Source organism: Flavobacterium sp. Sd200 (genome assembly GCF_009826935.1).
Classification (GTDB): domain Bacteria; phylum Bacteroidota; class Bacteroidia; order Flavobacteriales; family Flavobacteriaceae; genus Flavobacterium.
Window position 1 is genome coordinate 300415 of record NZ_WUMN01000004.1, and the last position, 15175, is coordinate 315589.

Annotated in this window: 9 protein-coding genes; 5 read left to right on the forward strand and 4 right to left on the reverse strand. The window is 40.6% G+C overall.

Translation table 11 applies throughout. From position 1 onward, the window contains the following. Positions 1-68: 68 nt before the first annotated feature. The gene (locus tag GR160_RS13240) at positions 69-2489 is read right to left on the reverse strand and encodes a TonB-dependent receptor domain-containing protein (RefSeq protein ID WP_160750352.1); all 2421 of its coding nucleotides are present in this window, start codon (positions 2487-2489) and stop codon (positions 69-71) included. Positions 2490-2832: 343 nt separating this feature from the next. On the opposite strand from GR160_RS13240, the gene argS reads away from it, so the two are divergent. The 5 genes from argS to GR160_RS13265 all read left to right on the forward strand — a co-directional run bounded on the left by argS (position 2833) and on the right by GR160_RS13265 (position 10956). Next, positions 2833-4617, forward strand: a complete 1785-nt coding sequence (argS, locus tag GR160_RS13245; RefSeq protein WP_160750353.1) for an arginine--tRNA ligase — start codon at positions 2833-2835, stop codon at positions 4615-4617. Between the two features lie 25 nt (positions 4618-4642). Beyond that, entirely contained in the window at positions 4643-6349 is a 1707-nt protein-coding gene (locus GR160_RS13250) for a hypothetical protein (protein ID WP_370519221.1), read from the forward strand. Further along, the gene (locus GR160_RS13255; protein ID WP_370519222.1) at positions 6339-7772 is read left to right on the forward strand and encodes a LysM peptidoglycan-binding domain-containing protein; all 1434 of its coding nucleotides are present in this window, start codon (positions 6339-6341) and stop codon (positions 7770-7772) included. The genes GR160_RS13250 and GR160_RS13255 overlap by 11 nt, the downstream gene beginning before the upstream one ends. Then, a complete protein-coding gene (locus tag GR160_RS13260; protein ID WP_160750354.1) occupies positions 7772-9436 on the forward strand; it encodes an MBOAT family protein in 1665 nt (554 codons plus the stop codon). The genes GR160_RS13255 and GR160_RS13260 overlap by 1 nt, the downstream gene beginning before the upstream one ends. 116 nt (positions 9437-9552) lie before the next feature. Next, entirely contained in the window at positions 9553-10956 is a 1404-nt protein-coding gene (locus GR160_RS13265) for a peptide-N-glycosidase F-related protein (RefSeq protein WP_160750355.1), read from the forward strand. 70 nt (positions 10957-11026) lie between these two features. On the opposite strand, the gene GR160_RS13270 is transcribed toward GR160_RS13265, so the two are convergent. From GR160_RS13270 to GR160_RS13280, 3 genes are read right to left on the reverse strand one after another with little or no spacing between them, the layout of a single operon-like run. Next, positions 11027-13570 (reverse strand): TonB-dependent receptor plug domain-containing protein, encoded by a 2544-nt coding sequence (locus tag GR160_RS13270; protein WP_160750356.1) that lies wholly within the window; start codon positions 13568-13570, stop codon positions 11027-11029. After that, the gene (locus GR160_RS13275; protein WP_160750357.1) at positions 13567-14475 is read right to left on the reverse strand and encodes a FecR family protein; all 909 of its coding nucleotides are present in this window, start codon (positions 14473-14475) and stop codon (positions 13567-13569) included. The genes GR160_RS13270 and GR160_RS13275 overlap by 4 nt, the downstream gene beginning before the upstream one ends. 45 nt (positions 14476-14520) lie before the next feature. Next, positions 14521-15042, reverse strand: a complete 522-nt coding sequence (locus GR160_RS13280) for an RNA polymerase sigma factor (protein ID WP_160750358.1) — start codon at positions 15040-15042, stop codon at positions 14521-14523. Between the last annotated feature and the right edge of the window lie 133 nt (positions 15043-15175).

Sequence of the window (15175 nt, forward strand, 5' to 3'; positions counted from 1 at the left end):
ATTGTTACGGGGTCTGCCACCTAATTATGAAATTGCATTACGCTAATGCCGTGATTGTGTTGTGGGGCTTAGAACATACCGCCACTGCCTTGTTTGGTGTTGTCTTCACGATATTTACGTGTCATAGCTCTGTTCTTTCCGCCACCAAACATATAGTTTAGTCCAAAATATACAGTGCGGCTTTCCCAACGGAATTCTCCTGATTGTGGGAAAGGATTTAGACCATCAAATCCAAAGCGCTGTGTTTTAAACATATCGTTAAAACGAAGACTAAGAGTCATTTTATTGTCTAGAAGCGTGTAGCGCGCCCCACTGTCTATTTTATACATTTCTTTACTGTTGTTCTGCACGCCGTCTACCGGACCACGATAGAAACCAAACAGTAGGAAACTAAGGCGTTGGTTAACCCTGAAGTTGCTGTTTAGCCTTGCATTGAAAGCCGATGCAGTAATACGTTTTAATGTAGGCTCGTATTCGTCAACAGTACCCGGAATCAATACAGAAACAACTCCTCTTTGCTTAATGCTCGAAAAATCTATTGCAGGCTGTATGTCCCACCATTTTAATATTTTATAGTTTGCAGATAGTTCAAATCCAAAAGCGTTATTGTTAGAAAAGTTGGCATAGCTCATTATCTGGTCCTGTGTGTTTTCTGTGTTTTCGTCCGGATAAAGCACTCGGCTTATCTCGTCGTTTATAAGCCTGTAAAACACACCTCCGGTAATAGACGATCCTTTGCCGAACATTCGGGTGTAGTTAGCTTCAACAGAGTTTGTAAACTGCGGAGTAAGGAACTGGTTTCCTAATGAGGTAACCAATGGAGTGCTAAACTCCCTTACCGGTTTTGTTTGTTCAAGACTTGGGCGGTCTACACGTCGGCTGTAGCTAAGTTGTAAAGTATTATTATCGTTAACGCTATAGGTTAAATATGCCGACGGATATACTGTAAAATATTTATTCTGGAACGTAGTTTCGCCACGGTTAAAATTAGCATCGGCCTTAAAATGTTCTAAACGTGCACCAAGCTGATAACTAAATTTGCCAAGTCTTTGCCCGAAAGTAGCGTATGCTGAATATATATCGGTGTCATAAGCATACACTGAGTTTTGCAGTGCCGGCGTAGTAACGTTAGGATTGGTAGTGTTGTAGGTGTTATCGCTGCGAATTAACCTTGCTTCGGCGCCAAGCTCTAACGTAGTTTTTTCGTTAAGTGGGTTTACATAGTCGAGGTTTAAGGTGGTGTTCTCGCGTTTGTCTAGTACATAATCGTTATATGTGCCTGGTGCAGAGTTATCTATTACTGTGTTATAAACAGCATCTTGGGTTTGTTTAGAATCGTTGTAGTTTCCTTCAAAATCAAGAGTATGTCCTTCTTTTTCAAACTTGTGTTTAAATGCAAGGTTGTATGTGTTGTTGCGGTTATCGCTGTCTATCTTATTGCTTTGAAGAATATCCTGAAACTCATCGGGAGCATCTTCGGGGTATAAAATAGAGGTATTAATATCTGCGATACCGGTAAAATGGTTTTGGTTGGTGTAGGCTGACAGCGTGTTCTTATCGTTAATATAATAGTCCATACCTATTTTGGCGAGATATGATTCGTTATCGTTTACAATGTCTATCTCCTGAACCGAACCTATATCGTGTCTTAGAACACCTCCGTTCATAAAGTTCTTGCCAAAGTTGCTTCCGGCGTTACCAAAAAAGTTAACCTTTCCGGTGCGGTAGTTCAGGTCGAGCGAGTTGTTGTATTTTGGAGTTTCGCCAAAATTGATACCCGCATTAAGACTGCCGTTAAAACCGTCGTTAGCATTTTTGTTAAGCACTATATTAATAATACCGCTCATACCCTCCGGGTTGTATTTGGCACTTGGGTTGGTAATAAGTTCTATTTTTTTGATAGATGACGACGGTATTTGTTTTAATAGCTGCGCAGGATCTATATTAGTAGGTCGGCCATCTATAAGTACCCTAACGTTTTGGTTGCCGCGCAACGATATTTTTCCATCCTGGTCTACGTTAACCGATGGTATGTTGTTCATTATTTCAGAAGCAGTACCTCCCGCAGTAGTCAGGTCTTTACCGAGGGTTATTACCTTACGGTCTATTTTTTGCTCTATGGTCGAGGTTTCCTTTACAATGTTTACCTCGTCAAGCGTAGTCGCCTCTTCGGTCAAAACTATGGTGCCAAGGTTTGCTTCTTTATTGGCCTCGGTTAATGATGCCGGAGCTGTAAATGTTTTAAAACCCATAAACTGCACCTCTACAGTATAGTTTTTAAGTGCCAGTTTTTTAATAGAAAATGCCCCGTTATCATCGGTAATGCCACCGTTTACAACAGTGCCATTTTCTTTAACCACAATGTTAACATAGGGTAGGGGCTGTTTAGAGGTTTTGTCGGTAACCCTGCCCGATATACTGCCCGGAGTTTGTGCAGTAAGCGTCATGATGCTGCCCAAAAGGAGCATAAATAACAGTTTAAATTTCATCTTATTGTTTTTAAAGGATAGCTTTGTAAGCCGTTAGTTATTGTTTGCCTATAAGACAAAATAAAACCTGTTTTGTTACAGGAAAATGAATACAAAATATCTATTTAAACCCATTTTAAACAATATCCGGCTGTTTCCCAATATAATGGGGCTGAAAAAAAATATAGACCCGGTGTTTTTTTATTGTAAGAACAGCTATAAGTTTTCATCTATAAATATTTGATTTACAGCAGCGTGTTCTGGAGGGCTTAAATGTGGTGTTTTAACAAACAATTTAAATATTTTCGTTTCAGTGCGTTGCTAAAATATACGTATCTTTGCACGCTTTAAAAAAACATATAAAATGGCACTATCACAAATACTTACTTCCCAAATACAAAAAGCGGCGGCCGCCCTGTTTGATGTTTCTCTTGAAAAGGTAGAACTGCAGGCTACCCGTAGGGATTTTGAGGGTGATATTACCGTGGTTATTTTTCCGCTGCTGAAGCTTATAAAAAGCAACCCTGCCGAACTGGGAAATAAAATTGGCCAGTATTTGGTAGAGAACTGCGACATTGTAGACCGCTTTAACGTGGTGGGCGGTTTCCTTAATATTGTTATTGCCGATGCTTACTACATAAACTTCCTGAACGAAATTAAGGCCGACGAGAACTTTGGTGCTGTTGCCACAGATACCGAAGGCAAAGCCGTAATGGTAGAGTATGCATCGCCTAACACTAACAAACCACTGCACTTAGGCCACGTGCGTAATGTGTTGTTGGGCTATTCGGTAGCTAATATTTTAAAGGCATCGGGTAAAAAAGTGTACAAAACCCAGGTGATTAACGACAGGGGCATACATATATGTAAAAGCATGCTGGCGTGGGAGAAGTTTGGCAATGGCGAAACTCCCGAAACTTCCGGCCTTAAAGGTGATAAGTTGGTTGGGAAATATTATGTGGAGTTTGATAAGGCATATAAAGACCAGATAAATCACTTGATAAATGAAGGTCTTACGGAAGATGAAGCCAAGAAAAAAGCTCCTATAATTATCGAAGCCCAGGAAATGCTTCTTAAATGGGAAGCTAACGACCCTGCGGTAAAAGCCCTTTGGGAGAAAATGAACAGCTGGGTGTATAGTGGTTTCGACGCCACATTTGCTGAAATAGGTGTAGACTTCGATAAAAATTATTATGAAAGCGATACCTACCTTTTAGGTAAAGATATTATAGAAGATGGCCTTGCAAAAGGCGTGTTCTACAAAAAGGAAGACGGTTCGGTTTGGATAGACCTTACCCCGGACGGGCTTGACGAAAAACTGGTACTGCGTAAAGACGGTACATCGGTTTACATAACACAGGATATTGGTACCGCCATACAGCGTGTAAAAGATTTCCCCGATGTGGGCGGCATGGTGTACACCGTGGGCAACGAACAGGACTACCACTTTAAAGTGCTGTTTCTTATCCTTAAAAAGCTGGGTTACGACTGGGCGGCTAATCTGTATCACTTATCGTACGGTATGGTAGACCTCCCAAGCGGTAAAATGAAAAGCCGTGAGGGTACCGTGGTAGATGCCGACGATCTGATGGCAGAAATGACAGCGACAGCTCAAAACATTGCCGAAGAACTGGGTAAACTTGAAGGCTATTCTGCTGAAGATAAAGCCCGTTTGTACCGCATTATTGGCCTTGGCGCGCTTAAATATTACATACTTAAGGTAGACCCTAAAAAGCGCATACTGTTCGACCCTAAAGAATCGGTAGATTTTGCAGGCAACACAGGGCCGTTTATACAATACACTTATGCAAGGATACAGTCGCTGCTGCGTCGTGCCGATTTTGATATAACAACATCATTAGATGCGTCACAGGTTGACCTGCATGAAAAAGAAAAAGAGCTGATAAAAATTGTAAGCCAGTATCCTGACGTTATTCAGGCGGCTGCCGACAGTCACAGCCCTGCATTGGTTGCAAACTATACTTACGAGTTGGTTAGGGAGTACAACTCTTTTTACCAAAGCGTGCCTGTGCTTGGCGCTGAGCAGGAAACCGAAAAAATATTCAGGATACAACTCTCTAAAAAGGTGGGCGAAACCATCAAATCGGCATTTGAGCTATTAGGCATCGAAGTGCCGGAACGCATGTAATTTTTAGTCATAAACAAACTTTTTTGTGAGCCAGAATAAACCCTACTTTTTTCAGTCGTTTGCAATAGTGGTACTTGCCATTGCCGCCATGGTAATGTTTAAGGCCTACCTGCCGGAAAAAATATTTACCGAAACTGCCAACACTAAAAATGTGGTTGTAGACAGTACTATGCTCGAAGCAGTAGAGGAGGCTAAACACGCACCGGTGGGCAAAGACACACTGACCAACACCAAGATTACTTTTGAGGAAACCAACGGTATAAAATTCCCTGCTGAAACTTATGAAGATTACAAAGGCTTCCAGCACCTTATAGCTTTTTACGAAAAATTGCTAAAGTTGGAAACTGCAAAACAGGGTAACGTGCGCATTGCCTACTTTGGCGATTCTATGACCGATGGCGACATGATCGTGAAAGATTTGCGCGCCAGTCTGCAGGCTCGTTTTGGCGGTGAAGGTGTGGGGTTTGTAAACATCACGTCGGAGTCAGCCCCATCAAGAAACACACTTACACACCAGTTTTCTTCGAATTGGAAAACACAGTCCTACTTAAATGTAAAGCACCCGCTTAAACCTTTTGGTATTAACGGTCATGTGTTTTTTGTAAAGAAAGACACTGTAGACCCGGTGTGGGTAAAATATAAAGCCAGCAGGCTGAGTCACTTGTCTGAGCTTAATAATCCAACCCTGTTCTATGGCAGGAGCGGCAATGCAAAAGCATCTGCTCAGGTTATTATTGGTACCGATACCCTTATTAAAAAGCTAAATCCATCAGGCATACTCAATACGCTTTCTATTGCCAATGGTGGGCTTAAAACCTTTAAAACAAATTTTGTAGCGGCCGACTCTATTCCGTTTTACGGCTTTAATTTCGACGATGGCAAAGGTGTGCATGTAGACAACTTTAGCAACCGCGGCAATTCCGGTCTGCCTATTGGCAGCTTCGATACCAAGCTGATGCAGGCGTTTAACGAGAAGCTTGGTTATGATCTTATCGTGCTGCACTATGGCACCAACGTGCTTAACTATGGTTCGCTTAACTATTCGTGGTATGAAAAGCGCATGGCACGTGTGGTAGAGCATTTAAGAGAATGTTTCCCCGGTGTGGCTATATTGATTATTTCCACCGCCGATAAATCGACTAAATACGGACTTGAGATGAAAACCGATTCGGCTGTAGTACCATTGACACAGGCACAAAAGCGCTATGCGGTAAACACACAGTCGGGTTACGTAAACCTGTACACACTTATGGGGGGCGATGGTTCTATGGTTAAGTGGGTAGAAGAACTTCCGGCTCTGGCTAATAAAGACTATACGCATTTTAATTTCCGTGGATCTAAAAAAATATCCGACCTTATTTACAACCAGTTGAATGAGGGGTACGTTAAGTATAAAAAACTGAGAGGTGTAAAACCATTACCTTCAGATGTTATAGCACCCCAGCCTACACCTGCAACCGAAGAGCCTGTAGATTCGTTTAAAACCGCTGTGCCAAAAACAACCACCCCGGCGTTTAAGCCAGCAACTCCTGCAGCGGGCAAGCCTGTGCTAAAACCGGCTGCTCCGTCAACTGGCAAAACACCGCAGTTTCCTGCAAAACAGGGGGCAGCTACAAAGCCGGCGACAACTGTACCAGTCAGGCCTGCAGTAGTTCCGGTTAATCCGCCTGTCAATACTATTAAAAAAGAAGATTCCATTACAACCCCGAAAGATACAACGAGTGCAAATTAAACTGACCGCCATACTAGTATGCTTTTTTGCCTTTTTAAAGGCTAATGCGCAGGTAGATACCCTTGAGGTGTTTACCGATAGTATTGCTATTGATACTGTTGCGGTTGTAGATTCGATAGAGGTACTTGGGCCAAATGTTATTACCAATACATCATCGCTTAAGTTGCTGTACGAAAAATTGTATCTGCTGGAACAGCAAAAGGCAGGTAAGGTAAACATTGTACATATTGGCGACTCCCACATTCAGGCCGACCTGATGACGAATGTTATCCGTAAAAAAATGCAGGAACGTTTTGGCAACGGTGGGGCAGGATTTACGTTTCCGCACCAGTTAGCAAAAACCAACGGTAGCTATAGCACACGTTTTAAGAGCAACACGTCATGGAACAGCCGCAGGGTTATTTATCCGGCAGAGGGCGGTATGGAAATAGGGCTTAGCGGCATTGCACTTAAAACACGCGAAAGCTTTGCAGTAGAGCTTAATGTTAAAGACAGCGCTTACCGGTTTAATACGCTTAAAATTATCACACCACACAATGGAGCTGCCTTTGATGTAGCTACAAGTTCTAAAACCGTGGTGTTGGAAAGTACTGTGCCTAAAAAAATAACGCACCGTATAAAGAGTGGAGAGGTGTTGGGAAGTATTGCCAATAAATATGATGTTACTATTGCCCAGATAAAAAAACTGAACGGTTTAAAAAACAACAATATACGTGCGGGCAGAACGCTTAAAATACCTACCAACGAAATGCAGAAGCGTGAGGTTAGGAGGTCGGAGTTTATTCCGTTGGAACTGCAGGCCGATTCGCTTTCGCATTTTTATCACAGCAATAAAGAGTTGTCTAAAATATACCTTCTGCCTAATGAAGGTGTCAAAGAATACAGCCTTAGCGGATTGGTACTTGAAAATGACACTCCCGGAGTTATTTATCATAGTATAGGTGTTAATGGAGCAAAAGCGAGCGACTACAACCGTTTCCCACTATTTTTCGAGCAATTACCGGCTTTAACTCCGGATCTCATTATAATATCATTGGGCACAAACGAAAGCTTTGATAAAATGACCACCCCTGATTATATGGCGCAGCTTAATACGTTTATTGCTAATGTGAGGGCTAAAAATAAAAATGCCTGTATACTGGTCATGACACCGCCACCATCGCTTTTCAGAAGGAAATATGTAAACACTTTTGTTGCTGCTTATGCTAAGGAGATACAGGTTCAGGAAACCAATGGCAACTATGCCACCTGGGATCTTTTTAGCGAAATAGGAGGCTTATACAGCGTGCCGCGCAATGCTGCGCGCGGACTTATGAGTACTGACAGGGTGCACTACAGCAAAGATGGCTATGAAAAACAGGCCCGATTGTTTAGCGAAGCTTTTTTAAAGGGTTACGATAATTTTAAAACCAGCAAAAACTAATGCAGTTTACGGATATAATGCCGAATATTACAAACGAGACTTTAAGGGATTGGTTTTTATACAATCCTGATGAGCCTATGCTTTTTAGCACGGCTAAGTTTTTAAGGCTGTTCGTTATTTTTTATGCCGTTTATATTCTTATAAAAGGCAATTTTAAGGCGCGTATTATTTTTACGGCTGCATTTTCGCTGTATTTTTATTACCTGTGCAGCGAGGTTTATTTTATCCTGCTCATCTTTTCTTCGGTGGTAGATTATACACTGAGTTACTTTTTATATCGCGAACAGCGGGTAATTCAACGTAAAGTTTACCTGTGGTTTAGTGTTATTGTAAACCTTACGTTTTTAGGTTATTTTAAGTACAACCACTTTATATTAGATGGCGCACACGAACTTTTCGGGTTGGATTATACCATTGGCAAAGTTATGCTTCCGGTAGGTATTTCGTTTTACACGTTTCAGTCTATCAGTTATATAATAGAAATTTACCGTAAAGAAATAACCCCGGCTAAAGATTATCTTGATTATCTTTTCTTTGTGTCATTTTTTCCGCAGCTTGTGGCAGGTCCTATTGTTCGTGCAAAAGATTTCATTCCGCAGATATATGCCAAACTGGAGCTAACCAAGGCCGATGTAAACAATGCATTCTTTTTAATTATTGGAGGGCTTATCAAGAAAACAGTAATATCCGACTATATATCGCTCAACTTTGTAGACCGTGTTTTTGATGCGCCAAACAGTTATACAGCTTTTGAAAACCTTATGGCTGCCTATGGCTACACCATACAGATATACTGTGATTTTTCGGGCTATTCCGATATGGCTATCGGTATTGCATTACTATTAGGCTTTAAGTTGCCTACCAACTTCCGCACACCCTATAAATCGGCTTCCATTACCGAGTTTTGGCGCAGGTGGCACATTTCGCTATCTACTTGGTTAAAAGACTTTTTATACATATCTGTAGGGGGTAACAGGCATGGCTCATTTGCCGGATTTTTATTTCCTGCACTGTTCTTTTTCGGGCTTGTAGTGTGGGGAATACAATACTCGCACATAAGCAGTGTTCCTTTAATAGTAGGTGTCGCCTCGACAGTTTTGTTCTCTCTTACCTTTTTACTGGCAAAGCAAAAGGAAAAGACAATGTACACTAATGTCAACCTTTTTACCACCATGCTTTTAGGAGGGTTGTGGCACGGGGCAAGCATGCGTTTTATTATTTGGGGGGCACTGCATGGTCTTGCTTTGGCAGTACATAAACTTTGGATGGAATTCTTCCCTAAAAAGGAGACAGAAAATAAGTCAGCAGCTTTTCTATGGAAGATCATAGCAGTAATACTTACATTCCACTTTGTGGCATTTTGCTGGATATTTTTCCGTGCAAAAGATTTTACCACAGCTTTAGAACTCATAAACAATATTGGCAACTTAACCTTTGAGCCCGACCATTGGCAAACGATCATTTTGGGTTATAAAAATGTGTTTGGATTGATGGTAATAGGATATGCATGGCACTTATTGCCTCAAAGTTTCAGCAACAGTCTAAATAAGGCATTTTTTAAAACACCGTTACTCATAAAAGCAATTCTTTTGGGCTTTGTTTTCTGGTTGGTATATGCTGCTGCATCGGCCGGGCCGCAGCCATTTATTTACTTTCAGTTTTAAATATAACTTTTTAAAGCAAATTAGTGTTTTATTGCGGTATGGTGGGTTAAAAGCCGTGCTAATGTAACGTTAATGGAAATATTTTATTAAATTTCAACCATAAAATATTTCAGTTTATGAAAAGAACATTACTCATTTTTTCTCTCTGTGCCGCCATGTTTGGTTCTAAGGCAACAGCACAGGATTTACCCGCAGTGCTTACTGTATTTGACGAAGTAGTATTTTACGGTATGTATGACGGCCCTGTAAACACGCCCGTTCCTGAAGGCACTGTACGCAGTAAAAACTGGTCGTATGGTAAAAAACTTACCGAAGAGCAAATAGCCGTTATAGGTAACAGACTTACCATAAATGTATTGGCAGAGGCTTTGTGTGATGATTATGACCGTATTGGGAACGTAAACCTTGCTTTTGTACCTAAAAATTCAACTTCTTATGTATATGAAGATGTAATGAGGATAGAAGTGGGCAGGTTTATTACACCGTTTATGAACAATATTACACAGACGCCAACGCAGGTGCCTTATACTTTTGAGGCAGATAATATTGCACAAATACTTCATGACCCTATTCTGGCAGCCGAATATGATTTTTGGTTTGAGCTTGAGATATATGGGCATCAGGGTGGGCCAAGTGCCGACCAGGGTGGTGCGCAATGGGACTTTTTATCTACCGGCCTTTGCAACAACAGGAATGATGTTTATAAAGGAACTTTAGAGCTTGTTACTGAAAATGATCCTGATCTTGTATTGGGTGAGAATCATTTTGAATGGCTTTCTTATAAGTTTGAACTTAAAGATTATGTTCAGGCTACCGAAACGAACAACATGGGGCAGGGTACTGATGAATTGGACGAAACTGTAAGAACCATAAATTTTGATTTTGGCGAAGAAGTGCAAAATGCAAAGTTTTATGTTGTAGTTTCTAACCACGGGTCTTTTTATTCTACCAGCGAAGAATACAGGAACATCCTGCATTATGTTTATCTTGACAATGTAGAGAAACTTAGATTCAGACCGGGGAGGGATTGTGAACCTTACAGGGTGTATAATACCATGGGCAACGGAGTTTATGGTCCTTCTGTAAGACCACTTAACTACTGGACAGGACGTGCCTGGTGCCCAGGTGCAAAAATAGAAACCCGTGTGGTAGAACTTGGCACACTTGCAGCCGGACAACACAGCTATAAAATGAATGTACCATCGGCATTGTTTACAAACGACCATGGATATTTCCCAATGTCAGTATACGTTCAGGGATATTCTGATAGCTCAATGAGCTCAAAAGGATTTAAAGCAAACAACATAAGCGTATATCCTAATCCGGTAAACAACATTGCTACCATTTCAGCAAACGGACAGCAAATAAAAAATGTATCGGTGATCAATGCTTTAGGGCAAACGGTATTGCAAACAAAATCTGATAAAGTAGATATGACTAATCTGCAAAAAGGTATTTATGTAGTACAGGTAGAATTTGATAATAATCAGATTGCTACTAAAAAAATTGTAAAGAACTAAATTACAAATTCTTTGTAACACAATCCGCTCATTCAATGGGCGGATTTTTTGTTTAAAGGGAAATGAAATCCTAAAAAATGAGTTTTACCATGGCATTTGGGGTGCGCTCTAAAGCATAGGTATTGACCATTTCGACACCATTCCGGTTACTGTTTATGCGATAGTAAGTATTGATGATATTTTTGCGGTCAAAAATATTCAGTACTGCGGCTCCAAATTGCAGGCTGGTTTTTTCGGAGAGTTTTAAAGTATATGACGCCGAAAAATCTGCCTGAAAGAAATTACCAAGATGGTCAGAATTAGGGTCTCTGTAAGCCACAGATGGAATGCCGCTACTGCTATATACAGGCACATTTATTAGCGGTGGCGTAACTGGCCTTCCGGTAAACCATTTGCCTCCTAAGGCTATTTTGAGGTTATTCCACTCATATATAGCTGCACAGTTTATGGTGTGTGCCAACTCAAAATTACTGGGGAATTTTTTAGGTTCTACGCCGTTAAAGCTGTAGTTATTGTTGTTCCATGTATAGCTAAGCCAGGCATAAAAGTCTTTAAATTGTTTTTGTACTAAAAATTCAGTGCCATAAACGGTATAGCTTCCTGTGGTTTGCACCAGCTCAAGCTGATCCTGAAATGCCTGCCCGTTAGAGGTAATTCCTTTTACTTTCTTGTAAAAATTATCAACAGATACTAACCATCCTCTGTTTTTATAAGATATTCCTAAAGATACCTGATTGCTGTGCTGTATAGGTATATCGGCATCATCGGCAAGTACCCAACGGCGTTTTTCTATGCCTAAAAAGTCTGCCTGCAATTCCACTACCTGAGAGGCTGTTTGGCTCTTTTTCTCGGCCAGTACTTCTACTTTCCAATTGTTTGCAATATCATAAGTAAACTGCATGCGGGGCTCGGTATAAACAGCACCCAACGGGTCAATGTAATTTAACCTTACGCCAAACCGGGAAAAGATCCTGCCGTTTTCCGGACTAAATTCAAGCTCGCCTATCAGGGCATGGGTGCGCAATACTTTTTTTACATTGCGGTTGTACTGTGGTTCGTTAATATTGTCGCTGTTCTTTATGCCTATTTCATTATACTGGTATCCGCTGTGCAGGGTAAATGTCTGAGTTAGTATGCGCCTGTCATAAAGTTTCAATCCTGCATCAAGTATGGTATTTTTTTGACTGGTGATCTGGTTAAATTCTATAGACTGGTTTATACCGTCAACATTGTAGTAAGAACCATATATGCCCACTTCTGTGCTATGACTCTCGTTCCATTTAGTGCGCCACAAAGTGGTTGCTCCTAACGTCAGTTGGTCAAGCCCGCTTGCTTTGGTAACCACATTGGTTTGGGTAATGGTGCCTTGGGTAAAATCCAGTTTGTTGTTTATGCCTATTACATCGGTATAAAAGTGATGCCTTTTGCCTATTTTTTGATGGTACTGTGCCGTAAAATCGTAGAAATAGAACTCTTTATCGCTTTTATAATTTACATCGGTACTGTTGCTAAGAGCAGTAACCACTGTATTTTGGAAAATTCGCTTAGAATATTTATTATAGGCAGGAAAAGCCAAAACATCTGTAAAAGAGCGGCGCGCAGTTAGTTCTATATTAGCATTTTTGTTGGTTTTAATACGGGTATAAAAATCAGCACTTATCATGTTTGTGCCTATACTTGTAGTATTTGTTCCGATGTCTGCGGGGCGTGATGTAATATCTATGGCACTCGATACACTTTCGCCATAAAAGGCCGATGTTCCGTTTTTAGAGATTTTGATATTATGTGCAAGATTGGGACTAAGGGCAGATATAAGCCCAAAAAAATGCCCTGTTTGAAAAAGACGAAGACCATTCCACATAAACAGGTTTTGGTCATGAGATCCGCCACGCACATTGATATTGCTAACTGTTTCGTCTATGCTGTTTATTCCGGGTAGTTGCTGCATAGCCTGCAATACGTCAGGCTCTATAAGTCCTGGCAGTATACCGAATTTTTTAGGCTTAATGCCAAACGAACCGTCTTTTAATTTAGACATACCTGTTGTAAGATATCGCTCGGTGACCACTTCATCGAGCTGCTGAACGGTAAGCGGAAGTACTATTTCAAGACAGTCGTTGCTGTCGGGCAGTTTTGCAGGTACTATGGCAGCCTGATAGCCCAGTTGCGCTACATATACAGATTGTGTTTTTTTGGGAATCTCAAAATAGCCATCGGCAGCGGTTACTACTTTTACACCACCGTCAAACTGAACAACCGCATTTTCTATTGGCTGTCCAAATTCGTCAATAACATAGGCGCATTGCAGGTGCTCTGTTTCGGTTTTTGTTGAGGTATATATAATGATATAACCGCCCGTTTCTCTAAATGTAAGACCCGTGCGGTTTGATAGATATATAAGTATTGCTTTTAGTGGGAGGTGTCGTGGGGGCGGAAAAATGGAGTGACCCACAACATCTTCCTCGGCATAATTAAACTTAACGTGATATTGATTTTTTATACTGTTCAGTATTTTTTTTAACTCAATACTTTTGTTCTCGTCCTGTCCAAAAGCATTGGAGGCGAAAAAAAAAAATAAAATGAGCACTAAAAAATGCCTGATGCCCTGCATCATTCAGTAGATAATATAATAGTGTTGTTGTTTGATCTTGATGATTTTAAATGATATACAGCCTGGATAATATCTAAAGCCGTATCAAGATTTTTTGTGGGAATGGTACCTGTAAAACGCTTTGACGGTATTGTATTTCCTGTTACAGTTATCTTAACGTTATACTGGCGTTCCAGCTCACTGATTATATTTTCCAGATTTTCTTTATCAAAAGAAGTCTCATAGTTTATCCATCCCGGAGCAGCTTTTTTATCATCTCCAACATTAAGGTTTTTACCGTTTTCGTAGGCAACGCTTTTGCCCGGTGTTAAAAATACAACCTCATTTCCTGAAGCAACTTTTACCTTACCCTCAAAACAGGTAACGTCTAAACGGCCGTTACGTACTTTAACATTAAACTGTGTGCCTATTACCGTTACGGTTCCGTGTGGAGTTACCACATCAAAAGTCTTGCCTTTGGCAGCTTTAAAATAAGCTTCTCCTTCAAGTTGTAGTCTTCGGTTGTTGTTCCAGTTAAATTGTTTGTAGTTGGCTTCAGATCCTGAGTTAAGCACAACTTCAGAGTAGTCAGGTAATAAAAAAGTGTTTCTTTGCCCATTAGCAGCCATTTGCTCTGTGGTGTGCGATGCATATAAAAAGAAAGCAGCGCCAAGCAAAACAACAAAAATTGCTGCCACACGTGGCATCCAGGTGTTTAATGTGCGAACCTTAGGTTGCTTCGCTCTGTTTTTATTACGGGTAATATTTTGATATAGTGTATCCATATCTGCCTCGGGTGCAGTTAGCTCCGCAGAATACTCTTTAATTTTATTATAAGTGGCATACTCAGGGGTTTGCATAAAATCATGCAGCTCCTTTTCGGTCATTTCGTTGTTTAGCCACTTTGCTAAGGTAACATCCTCGTTCATTGTTTCCTTCTGTTTTTTGTTGTAACAGCCGGGTTGTAAAAAACCCTACCTAAAAGTATCAATTTCTTTTCTTAATTGCAACAGCGCACCATGTATTCTTTTTTCAACGGCCTTTATTCCAATGCCAAGGATTTCGGCAATTTCATGATATTTTTTTCCTTCTATGCGGTGCAGCAAAAATGCAGTGCGCTGCGCTTCGCTAAGGTTGGCAATTGCATTTTGCAGTTTTGCTTTAAACTGTTCTTCCTCCAGTAAAAATTCGGGACTAAGATTATCGCTGCCATTCTGAGTGTTTTTTTTAGAATATTCTAAAACCACTTTTTGGTGCGCAATTTGGTTTAGCGTAGTGTTATTGGCAACGGTATATAAAAACGATTTTGCTTTTTCGGGCGGAACGTTCGCGCAGTTTTCCCAAAGTTTAATAAAAGCTTCCTGTGTTACATCGTCTGCCTGTTCCCGGTTGCCAAACTTATAATAAAGATAATTGCGCAAAGCCTTTGCATGGCTTGCAAAAAAGTTGGCAAAGGTTAGTTCTTCGCAAATTCCGGTTGGTTTATCGCTGCTCATTCCGTGTTTTAAAACAGGGCGTAAATTATAAATTATTTTGACAGTAAATGCATAAGGCAAACTATTTTAAAATTTTGTACATGTGTCTTACAAAATAATTATGTGTTTTGTTAAAATATTTTAGCGTTTACTT